Raw genomic sequence first — 17,609 nt, forward strand, 5'->3', positions numbered from 1 at the left:
ATGGCAACTCAACAAGGTAACGTCGGCCTGGCCGCGGACGCGCAGGCCATCCCGCTGCGCGCATGGTCGGTGCTGGCCGCGAGCACGCTCGCGTTCATGGTGTGCTTCGTCGTGTGGATGATGTTCGGCGTGCTCGGCGTGCAACTGCGCACCGACCTCGGCCTGAACAGCACCGAGTTCGGCCTGCTCACGTCGACGCCGGTGCTGACCGGCGCGCTGATGCGCTTGCCGCTCGGCACCTGGACCGACCGCTTCGGCGGCCGCATCGTGATGACGGTGCTGCTCGTCGTGTGCGCGGTTCCCGTCTACATCGTCAGCTACGCGACGCAGCTCTGGCAGTTCCTGTTCATCGGGCTGTTCCTCGGCTGCGTCGGTGCGTCGTTCGCGGTCGGCACGCCGTATGTCGCGCGCTTTTTCCCGCCGAAGCGGCGCGGGCTCGCGATGGGCGTGTTCGGCGCGGGCACATGCGGCGCGGCAGTGAACCTGTTCGTCACGCCGCTGCTGCTGTCCGCGTACGGCTGGCGCTTCGTGCCGCGCGTCTACGCGATCGCGCTGCTCGTCACGGCCGTGATCTTCTGGTTCGCGTCCGCGCCCGATCCGGGCGCCGGCAAACGGGGCGGCTCGATGCTCGACGCGTTCAAGGTATTGCGCGACCCGCGCGTGTGGCGGCTCTGCCAGTACTACTCGATCACCTTCGGCGGCTTCACCGCGCTGTCGCTGTGGATTCCGCAGTACCTGAAGAGCGAATACGGGATGTCGCTCGTGATGGCGTCCGCGTTCGCGGCCGGCTTCTCGCTGCCGGGCTCGGTGCTGCGCGCGCTCGGCGGCGCGCTGTCCGATCGCTTCGGCGCGCACGCGGTCACGTGGTGGGGGTTGTGGATCGCGTGGATCACGCTGTTCCTGCTGTCGTATCCGGCGACCGACTTCGTGATCCACACGATCGACGGCACCGCGTCGCTGAACCTGGCGATGCCGGTGGCCGGCTTCGTCGCGCTGACCTTCGTGCTCGGTGCGGTGTTCGCGTTCGGGATGGCGTCGACCTTCAAGTACGTCGCCGACGATTTCCCGGACAACATGGGCGTCGTCACGGGCATCGTCGGGCTTGCGGGCGGCCTCGGCGGCTTCCTGCTGCCGATCCTGTTCGGCGTGCTGCTCGACCTGCTGCGCGTGCGCACGACCTGCTTCATGTTCCTGTACGGGATCGTGTGGGTGTCGCTGATTCTCATCTACCTGGCCGAGGTGCGGCGCACGCCTGTGACGGGCTGACGCGTTGCGATCGAGGTGAGGTGCGTGGGCGCGAGGCCGGCACGATCCGGTGTCGCGCTTCGTCGCTCGTCGCGCCCGGAACGCCGTGCGCGACGTATCCGGCCGCGCGCGCTTCTGTCAAACTGGCGCCCATGACACCGCGCCTCGCTTCATCGCCTTCCTCCGATTCCGCGCCCGCACCCGCGGGCTTTCCCGACGCCGACGAATTGGCCGCGCTGCGTGCGTGGTACGCGGGCATGACCGTGCGCCAGGCGGTCGAGCGCTATCTGCCCGATCGTCTCGGCGAAGGGCGGTCCGCGCGCGGCGTGATCGGCGGGATTCGGCGTCGCCTCGTGCGTGTTGCACGGCAGGCCGGGCGGCCGGATCTGGCCGAGCAGCTCGGTCATCCCGGCAGCGAGCGCATGCAGATCGCGAAGGCGGCGACCGATGCGATCGGCCTGCTGCGCCATGCGCGAGCGCCGGTGCCGCAGATCAGCGACGACGTCGGCCTGTGGCTGCCGGCGCGCGCGGTCGTTGCGCTGCGCGCGCACGGCATCGCGACGCTGGCCGACCTCACCGTGCGGATTCCGCGCCGGCGTCAGTGGTGGCGCGCGATCGCGGGGCTCGGTATGGCGAGCGCGCGGCATATCGAGGCGTTCTTTTCCGCACACCCCGAGCTGACCGAGCGGGCACGCGCGCTGATCGCCGCGACGCCGCGCAGCGGCATCGTGCCGTGGGAGCAGCTGAAGCTGCCGCACGAGGTCGACGGGTCGGCCGGCACGTTCCGCGCGCCGCGCGCGACCAGCACGCTCGACGCGGACAACGATTACGCGGCCGTGCACGCATGGCTGTCGCTGCACGAATCGGCCGCGACGCGCCGCGCGTACCGGAAGGAGGCCGAGCGGCTGATCCTGTGGGCGATCGTCGAGCGCGGACGCGCGCTGTCGTCGCTGACGACCGAGGACGCGGTCGCGTATCGCGCGTTTTTGCGTCATCCGGCGCCGCATGAGCGCTGGGTCGGCCCCGTGCGGCCGCGCGGCGCGCCGGACTGGCGGCCGTTCTCCGGCGGGCTGTCCGCGCGCTCGGCCGCGTACACGCTGTCGGTCCTCGGCGCGCTGTTCCGCTGGCTGATCGAGCAGCGCTACCTGCTGGCGAATCCGTTTGCGGGCGTCAAGGTGCGCGACACGCGCGGCGCGAATGCGCTCGACACGTCGCATGCGTTCACCGAAGGCGAGTGGCTGCTCGTGCGCACGATCGCGGACGGGCTCGAGTTTCGCAAGGACAAGGCGTCCGGCGCGCCGCAATCCGGCTGGACGCCGGCCGCCGCGCAACGGCTGCGCTTCATCCTCGATTTCGGCTATGCGACCGGGCTGCGCGCGAGCGAGCTGGTCGACGCGACGCTCGGCGACATCGACACGGACGCGCACGGCGACGCGTGGCTGAAGGTGATCGGCAAGGGCAGCAAGGCCGCGCGCGTCGCGCTGCCGCCGCTCGCGCGCACGGCGCTCGATCGTCATCTGGTCGCGCGGCGGTTGCCGGTGACGCCGGTGCGCTGGCGGCCGGATACGCCGCTGATTCCGAGCCTCGCGGAAGACGGCGCGGCCGGGATCACGAGCGTGCGGCTGTGGAAGGTGATGCAGCGGTTCTTCGTGCAGACGGCCGCACTCGTCGATGACGACAACCCGGCGCTCGCACAGAAGCTGCGGCAGGCGAGCCCGCACTGGATGCGCCATACGCACGCGACGCATGCGCTCGCGCGCGGCGCCGAGTTGACGACGGTGCGCGACAACCTGCGGCATGCGTCGATCTCGACGACGTCGATTTATCTGCACGGGGATGACGTGAAGCGGGCGCTGCAGATGTCGAGTGCGTTTTCGGCTGACAAATGAGTCGCACGCGGAGCCGAGCGCACGAGCGGTTGCGCGGGGATCGAACGGAACGACACCGCATCGGTGACGGTCAGAACGGTTATTCGGTCACGGAGCAGGTGGATGGCATCGAGTCAGGGAACCGTTGATTTCATCGTCGAGCAGATGGCTGCGGCGGGCACGGTATCGGCCCGCAAGATGTTCGGCGAATATGGAATCTACTGCGACGGCAAAATGGTCGCGCTGGTTTGCGACGACCGACTGTTCGTCAAGCCGACCCCGGACGGGCGTGCGTTTCTCGGTGCGTGCGAAGAAGGTCCGCCGTATCCGACGGCGAAGCCGCATCTCGTCATTGGAGGAGACCGCTGGGACGACCGCGAATGGCTGTCGACGCTGATCCGGATCACCGCTGCGCAATTGCCGGTACCGATGAAGCGGAGCCGATAGCGGTCGGCGTATTCTGTGAACCATGCGCGCCAATACTGCGCCCCCTCGCTGGAGCACAAGAATGGAGACATCCGAACACCCGCAAGCCCCGCGATACGCGCGCCGCGCCTGGCACGCGCTCGTCGCGGCGCTATGCGTCGGCTGGAGCGCGCTGTCGTTCGGCGCGGACGGTGCGGCGGCGCTGCTCGACCGCTATCACAGCCTCGGCGAGCAGTTGAAGAACAACCCGTTCCACCGCCCGCTGTACCTCGAATCGTCCGAAGCGTCCACCTTGCTGAAGGGCGATATCTACGCAGTCGTCGACTATCCGTTCTCCGTCGTGAACGGCAAGCTCAACGACCCCGCGCAGGGCCCCGCGAACTGGTGCGCGGTGCTGATCCTGCACCTGAACACGAAGTACTGTCACGCATCGACCGGCGGCAACGGCCCGGTGCTCGACGTGAACCTCGGCCGCAAGATCGAGCAGAAGCTGTCGGATACCTATCGCGTGCAGTTCCGCTACCGCGTGGCCGCCGCGACGCCCGACTACTTCCAGGTCGACCTGACCGCCGACAGCGGCCCGATGGGCACGAAGGATTACCGGATCGCGCTGGAAGCCGTACCGGTGGGCGGATCGCGCACGTTCCTGCACCTGACGTATTCGTACGGCTTCGGCGCGGTAGGACGCATGGCGATGAAGACCTACCTCGCGACGGTCGGCAGCGACAAGGTCGGCTTCACGGCAGCCAGCGGCGCGTCGGCAGCGCAGCCGCAATACATCGGCGGCGTGCGCGGATTGCTGGAACGCAACACGATGCGCTACTACCTCGCGATCGACACCTATCTCGCGACGCTCGACAAACCGCTCGACCAGCGCCTCGCGCGCTGGTTCGACGCAACCGAGCAGTATCCTCAGCAACTGCACGAAGTCGAGCGGGGCGCGTATCTGCAGATGAAAGCGCAGGAGGTGCAGCGGCAGCAGACGGCGCGGTGACGCCGCCTGCTGCCTGCTGCTCGGCGTCGATCAGTTCGACGCGCCGCCGACCGTGCGAATGCTGTGCCACTGCCCCTGTTCGACGCGGAACAGCGTGTAGGGCGGCTTGATCAGGTCGCCGCGCTCGTCGAACGAGATCTTCCCCGTCACACCGGTGACCGACACGCCCGGCAGGCTCGCGACGACCTTGCTCCGGTCGACCGAATCGGCCTTGTGGATTGCCGCAATCATCGCGAGCGCCGCGTCGTACGCGAACGGCGCATACAGCTCGACGTCCTGGTTGAAGCGCGCCTTGTAGCGCTGCGCGAACGCGATGGCGGACGGCAGCTTGTCGAGCGCCGGCCCCGGTTCGAGATCCTGCGTGCCTTCGCCCGCGTTGCCGGCGATCTTCAGGAACGCATTGCTTTTCAGCGCGCCGGCGCCGAACAACTGCGCGCGGATGCCGAGCGAGCGCATCTGCTTGACGAGCATCGCGCCCTGTTCGTCGAGGCCGCCGAAGAACAGCAGGTCGACGTTGTTGCTCTTCATCGTCGTCAGGATGCCGCGGAAATCGACGGCCTTGTCGTTGGTGTATTCGCGGTCGACGACGCTGCCGTGCGCATCCTTCACGCCCTTCTCGAATGCGTCCGCGAGCCCCTGGCCGAACGCGGTGCGGTCGTCGATGATGCCGATCCGCTTCGCCTTCAACTGCTCGACCGCGAAGCGTCCGGCGACCACGCCGCCGACGCCGTCGTGCCCCATCGTTCGGAACACGTTCTTGAAGCCTTGCATCGTCAGCTGCGGATTGGTCGAGCCGGGCGTGATCATCGCGACGTTCGCCTGCTTGTAGACGGCCGACGCGGGAATGCTGCAGCCCGAGTTGTAGTGGCCGACCACGCCGACCACGCCATCGTCGACGAGCTTCTGCGCGACCTGGATCGCGATGCGCGGATCGGCCTGGTCGTCCTGCACGTCGAGCACGAAGCGCACGGGTTTGCCGCCGACGGTCGGATGCTTCGCGTTTTCCTCGTCGAGCGCGAGTTGCGCACCGTATTGCAGATCCTTGCCGACGCGCGCGACCGGCCCCGTCAGCGGGCCGGCGAAGCCGATCTTGATGGTTTCCGGGTCCGCGGCCTGCGCGGACGCAGCGACCGTGCCGATCGAGCAGACGGCCAGCCATGCCAGCCAGTTACGACGATTCATGATGCCTCCTTGCAGGGATGAAAATGGCGGCGCGCGTCAGAATCGCGCGGCCCGGTATGGAGCGAGGTCGAGCGGCGGTGCGCGCTGCGCGACGAGATCGGCGACGATCCGCCCGGTGATGCCGGCGAGCGTGACGCCGAGATGCTGGTGGCCGAATGCGTGGATCACGCGCTCGCTGCGCCGCGCGCGGCCGATCACGGGCACGCCGTCGGGCAGCGTCGGCCGAAAGCCGAGCCAGCTGCGCGTCGGCGTGCCGAGCGAGGGCAGCGCTTCGCGGGCGGAACGCGTGAGCAGCGCGACCAGCGAGCGGTTCATGCCGGCATCGAAGCCGCCGAGTTCGACCGTGCCGGCCGCGCGCAATCCTTCGTCGAGCGGCGTCATGTAGAACCCGCGCTCGGCCCAGCCGACCGGTCGCGTGACGATCTGTTCATGCGCGGCGAACTGCACGTGGTAGCCGCGCTCGGTATCGAGCGGCACGGCGTCGCCGCACGCGGCGGCGAAGGCGCGCGAGCGGGCGCCGGCCGCAATCACCACATGATCGAAGCTGTGCGCCGCACCGCCCGCATGCAGGGTCACGCCGTCGCCGACGAGCTCGATCCGTTCGACTTGCGCGCGTTCGAGCGTCGCGCCGCCGGTGGCGAGGTGCGCGAACAATTCGCCGAGAAACCCGCACGGATCGGAGAAATGCCAGCTTCCGTGGAACAGCACGCCGCGCGTGAAGATCGGCGCGAGTGCGGGCTCGAGCCGGCGGATCGCATCCGCGTCGAGCGTCTCGAACGGCACGCCGAGCCGGCGCCGCAGCGCCAGCGATGACTGCGCGGCGTCGAACGACGCCTGCCGGGCGTATAGGTACAGGCATTCGCGCGGCCGCACGAATGCCGCGAGCCGCGTGGTCGCGAGCAGCGGCGCATAGCCGTCGGCGGCGCGCGACAGCAGCGCGGCCAGCGCGCCGGCGCTGCGCGCGTGACGCGCGGGCGTCGACGCGGCGAGGAACCGCACGAGCCACGGCGCGCCGCGCAGCAGATACGGCCAGCGGATGCGCAGCGGGCTGTCGGCGGCGAACAGGAAGTGCGGCATGTCGCGGAACACGGACGGGCCGTTGACGGGCACGCAGCCATACGGCGCGAACGTCGCGGCGTTGCCGAACGACGCGCCGTGGCCGACGCCGGCCGGGTCGAACAGCGTGACGCGATGCCCGTCGCGCTGCAGCCATGCCGCCGCGCCGAGCCCGATGAAGCCTGCACCCACGATGGCGATGTTCGCCATGACGCTTCTCCTCCGGCACACCTGATTCACACAAAGATGGGATTAAGAATCACACAGTAATTTTTTGTGTGCAATCAAAAATCGATTGTGTGGCGCTAGCGTTTACCCGATTCCAGTGCGCTGATTCAATAGACTTTTCGGCAGACGGTTGACCGGGCGGGGATGTCATATACAATCGCGAGACAGGTTTAGATGGCAGACAAACGCTCTTTGTGTGGGCACAGGCGATACATGGCAGCAGACAAACTTTCCGGAGAGCGCGACGGCAGTGCGCCGACGCAGGCGAAGCGGCCGACCTATGTCGAGGTATCGAGCTCGATCGAGGCGGAAATCCGCAACGGCATGTACCCGCCGGGCAGCCGCCTGCCGCCGCAACGCCAGCTCGCGACCGAGCTCGGCATCAACGTGTCGACCGTGTCGCGTGCGTACAAGGAGCTGCAATTGCGCGGCCTCGTGATCGGCAGCAAGCGGCGCGGGTCGCTCGTCACCGGCGGCGCGATGCCGAGCATCGAGCCGGCCCGTGCGTCGCTCGCGGCGGGCAACGGCGTGATCGACCTGACGGTGAACCGGCCGGCGACCGGCGAGTTCCTCGCGAGCCTCGCGCAGACGTTCGGCGAACTGCCGGGCGATCCGCGTTTCGCGTCGCTGCAGGAATACCAGCCGCCGCAGGGCCCCGACTGGGCGCGTGCGGCGGGCGCGCAATGGCTTGCCGCGCCCGGCTTCACGCCGTCGCCCGACCAGGTGGTCGTCACGAGCGGCGCGCAGCACGGGCTCTACGCGGTGCTGAACAGCCTGATCGGCACCGACGGCGTGATCGTCGCCGACCGGCTCACGTATTACGGCCTGAAGGCGCTCGCGCCGGTGTTCCAGTTCGAGATCGTCAGCGCGCCGGCCGACGACGACGGCCTGCTGCCCGACGAGATCGACCGGATCTGCCAGCGCATGCCCGTCAAGGCGATCTTCGTCGTGCCGAACCTGCAGAACCCGACCGTGACGACGATGAGCCTCGCGCGCCGGATGGCGCTCGTCGACGTCGCGCGCCGCCATCACGTGACGATCATCGAGGACGATGTGTACGGGCCGCTCGTGCGCGACCGGCTGCCGGCGATTGCCGGCTTGTGTCCCGAGCTGACGTTCCATATCGGCGCGACGTCGAAGATTCTCGCGCCGGGGCTGCGCCTCGGCTACCTGAGCTGCCCGCGCGACAGCGTCGCGCTGTGTGCGGAAGCGGTGCGCACGACGGCGTGGATGCCCGCGCCGACGTCGATGCTGATCGCGACGGTGTGGATCGAGAACGGCACCGCCGAGCGGATCATGAGCGCGCAGTTGGCGGAAATCCGCGCGCGCGTCGATCTTGCGCGGGAACTGCTGCCGGCCGGCCATCTGAAGTCGGACCCCGCGTGCATGTTCGTGTGGCTGCGGCTGCCGCCGCCGTGGCGTGCCGACGACTTCGCCGCGAACGCGAAGGCGCGCGGCGTGATCGTGATGCCGTCGTCGACGTTCGCGGTCGATCGCGCGGAAATCGAGCACGGCGTGCGCATCAACCTCGCGTGCCCGGCGACGCGCGACGAACTCGTCAACGGGCTGCGGATTCTGGCCGGCACGCTGAAGGACCGGCCGCGCGCGCTGTTCGGTTCGATCTGACGTTTTCCGCTCGATCGAGCAAACCCGCGATGATGTCGACGATCCGCCGCAGCAGCGCGTCGTCGTAAGGCAACCACCACACCCCCGCGCAGCGGTGTCGACTACCGGCTTGCTGCCCGTATCGGGCCGGCCGGCGTTGATTCTCACACCGAGCGCCGGCGAACAATCCGAGCGCTTCGTCCTCACCGGACGGGCCGCACCTCGTCCGGCTCTGACCCCCTCAAGATTCGCAGGCACCGGTACGGGCTGCCGCGCCGTTCTGGCGCCATTTTCATGGCAGCGCAGATCGGTCCGCCGCGGCCCATTCCTGTGGCACGGCGCGTATGGTGCCGACCAGAGCCGCGCAATCACGCGGTCTCGCCTCCGATCGCCGCTCACCCTGACGATTCATAAGACGTACAGTTGGCCCTGAATGACGAATTCGCGCCAAACTGTACTCTTGTGTGCGTATTCGATGTGTGTACTCTTCGCCAACTGTTCTGCTCTTAAGATTCCATCATCAAGTGCACAGTGTCGCGGGCCCAGACGTCACGGGCCTCTCGGCGCATTTTTAAAAGCGAGCCACTGCGATGGAAAAGGCAAAACCGGAGGGAGCAATCAGGCAGAACGACAGCCCGGTCGGCGGGCGGCACACGCGCGTATCGGACGCGCACGGCACGGCCGCGCGCATGCGCAGGCCGGCGGGGAGCGCGCGATGAAGCTCTACGAAAAACTTGCGGACGACATCGAGCGCCTGATTCGCCAGGGCGTGTACCGGCATGGCGACCGGATTCCGTCGGTGCGGCAGGCGAGCCAGCAGCACCGGATCAGCATCACGACCGTGCTGCATGCGTACCTGCTGCTCGAAAGTCGCGGGCTGCTGGAAAGCCGTCCGCAGTCGGGCTACTTCGTGAACCTGCGTCGCGACGACAACCACGCACCGGTGCGCGAGCTGCGGCCGTCGAAGCCGATCGCGATCTCGTCGTCGGTCGACATGAGCCGGCTCGTGCTGTCGACGCTGCGCTCGATCGGCACCGACGACGCGGTGCCGCTCGGTTCGCCGTATCCGGACCCGAGCCTGTTTCCGTTCGAGAAGCTGAACCGCTACGCGTATGCGGCCGGCCGCGACAAGTCGCTGTGGGGGGTGACGGACGGGCTGCCGCCGGGCCATCCGCGGCTGATTCGGCAGATCGCGCGACGCTACCTGGAAAACGGGATGTCGGTCGATCCGAACGAGATCATCGTGACGGTCGGCGCGACGGAGGCGATCAATCTTTGTTTGCAGGCGGTCGCGAAACCGGGCGACACGATCGCGGTGGAATCGCCGACGTTCTACGCGATGCTGCACGCGATCGAGCGGATGGGGATGAAGGCGATCGAGGTCGCGACGCATCCGGAATACGGCATCGACATCGCGGCGCTGGCGGCGATTGCAAAATCGCAGCCGATCGCCGCATGCATGGTGATGCCGAATTTCCAGAACCCGCTCGGCTTCCAGATGCCGGACGAGCGCAAGCGCGAACTGGTTGAATTCGCAACCCGCGTCGACATGCCGATCATCGAGAACGGTGTGTATAACGAACTGTATTTCGGCGAGTCGCATCCGAGCACGCTGAAGTTCTACGACCACAACGGGATCGTGCTGCATTGCGCATCGTTCTCGAAGAGCCTGACGGCGGCCTACCGGATCGGCTGGGCATTGCCGGGGCGGTATCGCGATCAGGTCGAGAAGCTGAAGTTCCTGAACACGCTGGCGACGCCGTCGCTGCCGCAGCTCGCGATCGCCGAGTTTCTCGAGCGCGACGGCTACGAGCATCACCTGCGGCGCCTGCGCAAGGCGTATGCGCAGCAGGCGAACCTGATGCGTGCAATGGTGGCGCGGTTTTTCCCGGAAGGCACGCGCATTTCGAGCCCGGCGGGCGGGTACGTATTGTGGGTCGAGTTGCCGGCACAGGTCGATGCGATGCGGCTGTACCAGCTCGCGCTGGAGCAGGGGATCACGATCGGCCCCGGCTACATGTTCTCGATCACCGACAACTACCGGAACTTCATCCGGCTGAACTACAGCAGCCCGTGGTCGCCGGAGATCGAGCAGGCGGTGATCGCGGTCGGGAAGCTCGCGGCATCGTGCATGCGGTGACGCGAAGGCCGGTGATGGGCCGGTGACGTCCAAAAAAAATGGCGCCGCAGGCATTCAGCCCGCGGCGCCATCGCGTGTCGCTACGACGGGCACCGCCCGACGCAGCTCGACCGCATGCTTAGATCTGCACGGTGTCGGCGACTTCCTTGAAGTCTTCGATCTGGTCGAAGTTCATGTACTGGTAGATCTTGTCGCCGTTCGCATTGAGCACGCCCATGTCGGCCATGTACTCTTCCTTGGTCGGGATCTTGCCCAGACGCGAGCAGATCGCTGCCAGTTCCGCCGAGCCGAGGTACACGTTCGTGTTCTTGCCCAGGCGGTTCGGGAAGTTGCGGGTCGACGTCGACATCACCGTCGCGCCTTCGCGCACCTGTGCCTGGTTGCCCATGCACAGCGAGCAGCCCGGCATTTCCGTGCGCGCGCCGGCCGTGCCGAACACGCCGTAGTGACCTTCTTCCGTCAGCTGCTTCTGGTCCATCTTGGTCGGCGGGGCGACCCACAACTTGACCGGAATGTCGCGCTTGCCTTCCAGCAGCTTCGACGCGGCACGGAAGTGACCGATGTTGGTCATGCACGAGCCGATGAACACTTCGTCGATCGTCGCGCCTGCGACGTCGGACAGCGTCTTCACGTCGTCCGGGTCGTTCGGGCATGCAACGATCGGCTCGTGGATGTCGGCCAGGTCGATCTCGATGACGGCCGCGTATTCGGCGTCGGCATCCGGCGACAGCAGTTGCGGGTCGGCCAGCCACTGCTCCATCGCCGCGATACGGCGCTGCAGGCTGCGCGGATCCTGGTAGCCCTGCGCGATCATCCACTTCAGCAGCGTGACGTTGCTGTTCAGGTACTCGATGATCGGTTCCTTGTTCAGGTGCACCGTGCAACCGGCTGCCGAACGCTCGGCCGACGCATCCGACAGCTCGAACGCTTGCTCGACCTTCAGGTCGGGCAGGCCTTCGATTTCGAGAATGCGGCCCGAGAAGATGTTCTTCTTGCCTTGCTTGGCGACCGTCAGCATGCCTTGCTTGATCGCGTACAGCGGAATCGCGTTGACCAGGTCACGCAGCGTGACGCCCGGCTGCATCTTGCCCTTGAAGCGGACCAGCACCGATTCCGGCATGTCGAGCGGCATCGTGCCGGTGGCGGCCGCGAACGCGACCAGGCCCGAGCCTGCCGGGAAGCTGATACCGATCGGGAAGCGCGTGTGCGAGTCGCCGCCGGTGCCGACGGTGTCGGGCAGCAGCATGCGGTTCAGCCACGAGTGGATCACGCCGTCGCCCGGGCGCAGCGCGATGCCGCCACGCGTGCTGATGAAGTTCGGCAGCGTCTGGTGCGTCTTCACGTCGACCGGCTTCGGATAAGCGGCCGTGTGGCAGAACGACTGCATCACGAGATCGGCCGAGAAGCCGAGGCATGCCAGATCCTTCAGTTCGTCGCGGGTCATCGGGCCCGTGGTGTCCTGCGAGCCGACCGAGGTCATCTTCGGTTCGCAGTACGTGCCCGGACGCACGCCCTGGCCTTCCGGCAGACCGCATGCGCGGCCGACCATCTTCTGTGCGAGCGAGAAGCCCTTGCCGCTGTCGGCCGGCTGGTGCGGCAGGCGGAACAGCGTCGACGGTGCGAGGCCCAGCGCTTCACGCGCCTTCGCGGTCAGGCCGCGGCCGATGATCAGCGGAATGCGGCCGCCGGCGCGCACTTCGTCGAACAGCACGTCGGACTTGACCTGGAATTCGGCGATCACGTTGCCGTCCTTCAGCGCCTTGCCTTCGTACGGGCGCAGTTCGACCACGTCGCCCATTTCCATCTGCGACACGTCGAGTTCGATCGGCAGCGCGCCGGCATCTTCCATCGTGTTGTAGAAGATCGGGGCGATCTTGCCGCCGAGGCACACGCCGCCGAAGCGCTTGTTCGGGACGAACGGGATGTCTTCACCCGTGAACCACAGCACCGAGTTGGTAGCCGACTTGCGCGAGGAGCCGGTGCCGACCACGTCACCCACGTAGGCGACCAGGTGACCCTTTTCCTTCAGCGATTCGATGAACTTGACCGGGCCGCGCTTGCCGTCTTCTTCCGGCGTGATGCCCGGGCGCGCGTTTTTCAGCATCGCGAGCGCGTGCATCGGGATGTCCGGGCGGGTGGTGGCGTCCGGCGCCGGCGACAGGTCGTCGGTGTTGGTTTCGCCCGTGACCTTGAACACGGTGATGGTCAGGCTTTCCGGCACTTCCGGACGGCTCGTGAACCATTCGGCGTCGGCCCAGCTCTGCAGCACGGCCTTCGCGTGCGCGTTGCCCTTGTCGGCGAGTTCCTTCACGTCATGGAACTGGTCGAACATCAGCAGGGTTTTCTTCAGCGCGTCGGCGGCGACGGCCGCGACGGCTTCGTCGGACAGCAGCTCGATCAGCGGCTGGATGTTGTAGCCGCCGAGCATCGTGCCGAGCAGTTCGGTCGCGCGCTCGCGCGAGATCAGCGGGCAGGCCGTCTCGCCCTTCGCGACGGCGGCCAGGAAGCCGGCTTTCACGCGTGCGGCTTCGTCGACGCCGGCGGGGACGCGGTGGGTGATCAGGTCGAGCAGCGTCTGCTCTTCGCCTGCGGGCGGGTTCGCCAGCAGTTCCACCAGTTCGGCGGTTTGCTGAGCGGTCAGCGGCAGGGGGGGAATACCAAGCGCGGCGCGGGCGGCCACGTGAGCACGAAAGTTTTCAAGCATGGGGGGACCTGCTGAGATTGCGTTTCAGGGGAAGGGCTTTCCAGGCACGCCGAGGCTGCTGTTCCGGAGACTGCTTCATTGCTTGGACGGGATTCTAATCGCAATATATTCAGGCGTCAAATGTCTTATGTCTTATATAAGAGTTGGTGGCGAGGTGGATGGATTTTCTTGCTGGGTCGATTCGACGGGATGTGCTGGAGCCTTGCCGTGCAAGGTTGTATGGGCAATTCAGGAGGAAAGTGGGTACGAGGAGAGGTCGAACGCCGGCAGGGCGTTCATGGCGTGGGACTTCGTCCGGCGTGGCGTCGAGGCTGTCGATGCGCGATTCCGCTATGTGAAAAAGTCGGAATTTTCCAATTAAGACCTGGCCTTGCCTGTCTACTGGGACTCACGGGCCTCGCCAGTACAGAAGCAAGTGGAGCAACCCTCATTCGGGCGTCGGAATCCGTGATGATCGTGGTCGCATCTGCAATCCTGTTTCGCGAGCGGTCGACGGGCAGATTCGTCGTGGGGATCGCGTTCAGCCTCCGCTCGCCTCAGCGCAACTCGACGCGTGATCACATCGCGTCAGCCGGCCGATGCGCATCCGTGTCCACGCAGCACACCAACACTTCCGCGGGCTGCTTGCCGGTACTCAGATACACATGCCCGACCGAACTATCGAAATACAGGCTGTCACCGGGTTTCAGTTCGAACACCTTGCCCGTTTCGAATCTGAGTTCGAGCGAACCCTGCAGCAAGAATACGAATTCCTCGCCGCTATGACGAATGTAGTCCGGGAAATCGGACAGCTTGCGCGCCCGCACATGTCCGCGCATCGGCACCATGCGCTTACCCGTCAGTTCATTTGCGAGCATGTGGTACTCGTAGTTGGGCGTGTCGTAGACCATTTGCTGATCCGCCGCCGTAAAGGTCGGCACGATATGGCCCGCCGCTCGTTGCGCGCGCCCGAATAGCTCATCGAAGCCGAGTTCCAGCGCGTGGGCAAGCGCCGCAAACTTGTCATAGGTCAGCGCGATGTCGCCGCGCTCCGCCTTAGAGATCGTCGATACGGCGATGCCCGAGCGCGCCGACAACTCCATCAGCGTCAGTCCATGCGCCTTGCGCGCATCGCGCAGGCGTGCGCCGACCGCCTTGTGATCAATCTGCGATGAAGCTTCGACGGATGTGGGCATCTGTCGCCCATTGGATCTGGCCATGACCGGTACGCTCGAATCGGGTATGCGGGTTTTGTCGTATACGAGAATAAAATTTTTCTCGTATATGATAACTCACATCGAGCCCTATCCTGAAGGATCCATCGCCATGTCAACACTTGCATTGGAAAAAGCAGGTCTTTCGAAGACCCAGGTCATCGCCGCGACGACGCTGGGTACGGCGCTGGAGTTCTACGACTTCACGATTTACAGCTTCTTCGCGATCCAGATCGGACAACTGTTCTTCCCGTCCGCGTCGCCGGTGAATCAGTTCCTGCTGTCGATCGGCGTCTTCGGCGTGGGCTTCGTCGTGAGGCCGCTGGGCGGGATCATCATTGGCGCTTACGCGGATCGTGCCGGACGCAAGAAAGCGATGGTGCTGACTATCATGTTGATGGCACTCAGCTGCGCACTGATCGCCTGCGCGCCGACTTATGCGGTCGCGGGCATGGTCGCGCCGTTCATCGTGCTCGCCGCACGACTGATCCAGGGCTTCGCGGCGGGCGGCGAGTTCGGTCCGGGCACGACGCTACTCGTCGAATATGCATCGGATTCGACCCGCGCCTTCTTCGCAAGCTGGAATTTCTCGGCTACCGCGCTAGGCGTCGCGATGGGCGCGGCGGTCGCGACGCTCGTCAATCTGGTGCTGCCGAAGGAGGCCGTTCTTGCGTGGGGCTGGCGCATTCCGTTCGTGCTGGGCATCGTCGCAGCGCCCGTCGGCATGCTGATCCGGCGGCGTCTGGAAGAAACCTTGAGCGATGTATCGTCGGGTGGCAAGCATGCAAAAGCGGGCGCGTTGAAGGCGGCGCTCACCACGCATCTCAAGCTGACCATCCTCGGGACTTTCGCGGAGCTCGGCGGCTCGGTTTCGGTGTACATCACGGCGTTCTTCCTGCCGAGCCATGCAGTGCGCACGCTGCATCTCTCATCGACAGCATCGGTCGTCGCAGGCCTGGTCAGTTCGCTCGTGCTGTTCTCCGCCGCGCCCATCGCCGGAAAGCTCGCGGACCGCTACAGCCGCAAGCGCGTGCTCGTGGTGTCGCGCGTGGTCTTGCTTCTGAGCATCTATCCTGCGTTCGCGTGGTTGTCGGCTGCGCCATCGATGGGCCTGTTGTGCGCTGTATCCGCGTTCCTTTCGATCTTCGTTGCCGGGCAGATCGTGCCGGTCCTCGTGATGATCCCCGAACTCTTTCCGAAGCACGTCCGTGCGACGGGCATCGCACTGACCTATGTGGTAAGCGCCTCGTTCTTCGGCGGATTCTCGCCGTTCATCGCGAGCTGGCTCGTTGTCCGCACCGGCAATGTGCTCGCGCCGGCATGGTACGTCGCAGCGGCCTGCGCGATCTCGCTCGTGCCAGTGATCTGGTTGCGCGACCGCACGGGCGAAGCCCTCAACTGAATCCACTTTGCATCCACGAAAGCACATGTCCGATACTGACGACCTCGTGAGCCGCAATGCAGTCGAGCTGCGGCGCATGATCGGTGCGAAAGAGATTTCGCCCGTCGAGCTGCTCGATGCGTGCATCGATCGCATCGAAGCCATCAACCCTGCCGTGAATGCCATCACGGCGACCTGTTACGACGCCGCGCGCGAAGCCGCGAAGGCCGCCGAACGCAAGGTGCTCGCCGGCGAGCCGCTTGGACTGCTGCACGGCTTGCCGCTCGGCGTGAAGGATCTCGAAGATACGGCGAATCTGCTTACCACGTATGGCTCGCCGATGTCGCGCGGCCACGTGCCGTCGCGCGACGTGGTGCTGGTCGAACGATTGCGCGCGGCGGGCGCGATTCTCGTCGGCAAGACGAACGTGCCCGAACTCGGCGCCGGCGCCAACACGCGCAACCCCGTGTGGGGCGCAACGGGCAATCCGTTCAATCCGGAACTGAACGCGGGCGGCTCCTCCGGCGGCTCGGCAGCTGCGCTCGCGTGCGACATGCTGCCGGTCTGCAGCGGCTCGGACACAGGCGGCTCGCTACGGATTCCCGCATCGAAATGCGGCGTGGTCGGGTTCAGGCCCTCTGCCGGACTCGTGCCGAACTCGCGGCGGCTGCTCGGATGGACGCCGATTTCTGTCGTCGGTCCGATGGGCCGCGACGTCGAAGAAACAGCCTTGCAGCTTGCTGCGACGGCCGGTCTCTCATCGGGCGATCCGCTCAGCTACGAAGTCGACGCAATGCGCTTCACGACCTTGCCCGAGTTCGATCTGGCCACGCTGCGTGTCGGTTATACGGAGGACTTCGGCGCGTGCGATGTCGATGACGACATTCGTGCCGTGTTCCGCTCGCGCATGGCCGCGCTCGGCGAGATGGTCCATACGTGCGAGCCGGTCAGCTTCGACCTCGGCGATGCGCATCGCGCGTTCGATGTGATTCGCGCGGAAAGCTTCGTCGCCGGACTGCGCGATGCCTACGCGCGCGACCCCGGCGCACTCGGGCCAAACACGCGCGCGAACTATGAAATGGGTGCGTCGATGACACTCGCCGACAGCGCATGGGCGCAAGCCGAGCAGACGCGTATCTTCAGGCGCTTCCAGTCCGCATTCGAACGTTACGATGTGATTGTGTCGCCGACCACGCCCGTATCGCCGTTCCCTTGGCGCGAGTTGTATGCGGCGCAAATCAACGGCCGCGCGCAGGAAAATTACTATCGATGGCTCGCGCTGACTTACGTCGTGACGCTCACGACACATCCGGCGATCTCGCTGCCGTGCGGCGTCGATCATGCGGACATGCCATTCGGCTTGCAGATCGTCGGCCCGTTTCACGGCGATCTGAAAACGCTGTCCGTTGCGCGCGCGATGGAACGCGCATTCGACAACGATCCGATCATGCGCAGACCACGCCCCGATCTCTCGAAGCTCACGCAACCGAACCCGGCGCTGAAGTCGATCGTCACCGCGCCGCCAATCCTCACTTCGACGAGCCCGGATCAGTCCGGCATGTCGTCCGTTTAACACTCGAGAGCCCG

12 protein-coding genes are annotated in these 17,609 nt (G+C 66.1%); 8 read left to right on the forward strand and 4 right to left on the reverse strand.

Features of this window, described 5'->3' with window-relative positions; translation table 11 throughout:
- From AC1Z3W_RS15810 to AC1Z3W_RS15825, 4 genes are all read left to right on the forward strand, one after another.
- The gene (locus AC1Z3W_RS15810) at positions 1–1,266 is read left to right on the forward strand and encodes an MFS transporter (RefSeq protein WP_057927740.1); all 1,266 of its coding nucleotides are present in this window, start codon (positions 1–3) and stop codon (positions 1,264–1,266) included.
- 131 nt (positions 1,267–1,397) lie between these two features.
- Positions 1,398–3,134 (forward strand): phage integrase family protein, encoded by a 1,737-nt coding sequence (locus AC1Z3W_RS15815; RefSeq protein WP_483507951.1) that lies wholly within the window; start codon positions 1,398–1,400, stop codon positions 3,132–3,134.
- A gap of 102 nt (positions 3,135–3,236) precedes the next feature.
- On the forward strand, positions 3,237–3,560 hold the full coding sequence (locus AC1Z3W_RS15820; protein WP_124834923.1) for a TfoX/Sxy family protein: 324 nt from the start codon (positions 3,237–3,239) through the stop codon (positions 3,558–3,560).
- 61 nt (positions 3,561–3,621) lie between these two features.
- On the forward strand, positions 3,622–4,533 hold the full coding sequence (locus AC1Z3W_RS15825; RefSeq protein WP_057927743.1) for a hypothetical protein: 912 nt from the start codon (positions 3,622–3,624) through the stop codon (positions 4,531–4,533).
- A gap of 30 nt (positions 4,534–4,563) precedes the next feature.
- Here the strand turns inward: AC1Z3W_RS15825 and AC1Z3W_RS15830 are convergent, their stop codons facing one another.
- Positions 4,564–5,715, reverse strand: coding sequence for a branched-chain amino acid ABC transporter substrate-binding protein (locus AC1Z3W_RS15830; protein ID WP_124834921.1), 1,152 nt, complete (start codon positions 5,713–5,715; stop codon positions 4,564–4,566).
- Positions 5,716–5,751: 36 nt separating this feature from the next.
- On the reverse strand, positions 5,752–6,981 hold the full coding sequence (locus AC1Z3W_RS15835; protein WP_175825250.1) for an FAD-dependent oxidoreductase: 1,230 nt from the start codon (positions 6,979–6,981) through the stop codon (positions 5,752–5,754).
- A gap of 231 nt (positions 6,982–7,212) precedes the next feature.
- On the opposite strand from AC1Z3W_RS15835, the gene AC1Z3W_RS15840 reads away from it, so the two are divergent.
- Together AC1Z3W_RS15840 and AC1Z3W_RS15845 are read left to right on the forward strand one after the other, a co-directional pair.
- Complete coding sequence (locus tag AC1Z3W_RS15840; protein WP_057927746.1) at positions 7,213–8,625, forward strand: aminotransferase-like domain-containing protein; 1,413 nt, start codon at positions 7,213–7,215, stop codon at positions 8,623–8,625.
- Positions 8,626–9,319: 694 nt separating this feature from the next.
- Complete coding sequence (locus tag AC1Z3W_RS15845; protein WP_057927747.1) at positions 9,320–10,744, forward strand: aminotransferase-like domain-containing protein; 1,425 nt, start codon at positions 9,320–9,322, stop codon at positions 10,742–10,744.
- Between the two features lie 118 nt (positions 10,745–10,862).
- On the opposite strand, the gene acnB is transcribed toward AC1Z3W_RS15845, so the two are convergent.
- A complete protein-coding gene (acnB, locus tag AC1Z3W_RS15850; RefSeq protein WP_483507953.1) occupies positions 10,863–13,448 on the reverse strand; it encodes a bifunctional aconitate hydratase 2/2-methylisocitrate dehydratase in 2,586 nt (861 codons plus the stop codon).
- 557 nt (positions 13,449–14,005) lie between these two features.
- Positions 14,006–14,647 (reverse strand): helix-turn-helix domain-containing protein, encoded by a 642-nt coding sequence (locus AC1Z3W_RS15855; RefSeq protein WP_057927749.1) that lies wholly within the window; start codon positions 14,645–14,647, stop codon positions 14,006–14,008.
- Between the two features lie 106 nt (positions 14,648–14,753).
- On the opposite strand from AC1Z3W_RS15855, the gene AC1Z3W_RS15860 reads away from it, so the two are divergent.
- Together AC1Z3W_RS15860 and AC1Z3W_RS15865 are read left to right on the forward strand one after the other, a co-directional pair.
- Entirely contained in the window at positions 14,754–16,043 is a 1,290-nt protein-coding gene (locus tag AC1Z3W_RS15860) for an MFS transporter (RefSeq protein WP_483508314.1), read from the forward strand.
- A 25-nt stretch (positions 16,044–16,068) separates the two neighbouring features.
- Entirely contained in the window at positions 16,069–17,595 is a 1,527-nt protein-coding gene (locus AC1Z3W_RS15865) for an amidase (protein ID WP_057927751.1), read from the forward strand.
- The last annotated feature ends 14 nt before the right edge of the window (positions 17,596–17,609 follow it).

The sequence above is a fragment of the Burkholderia sp. 10_S31 genome (assembly GCF_056930375.1).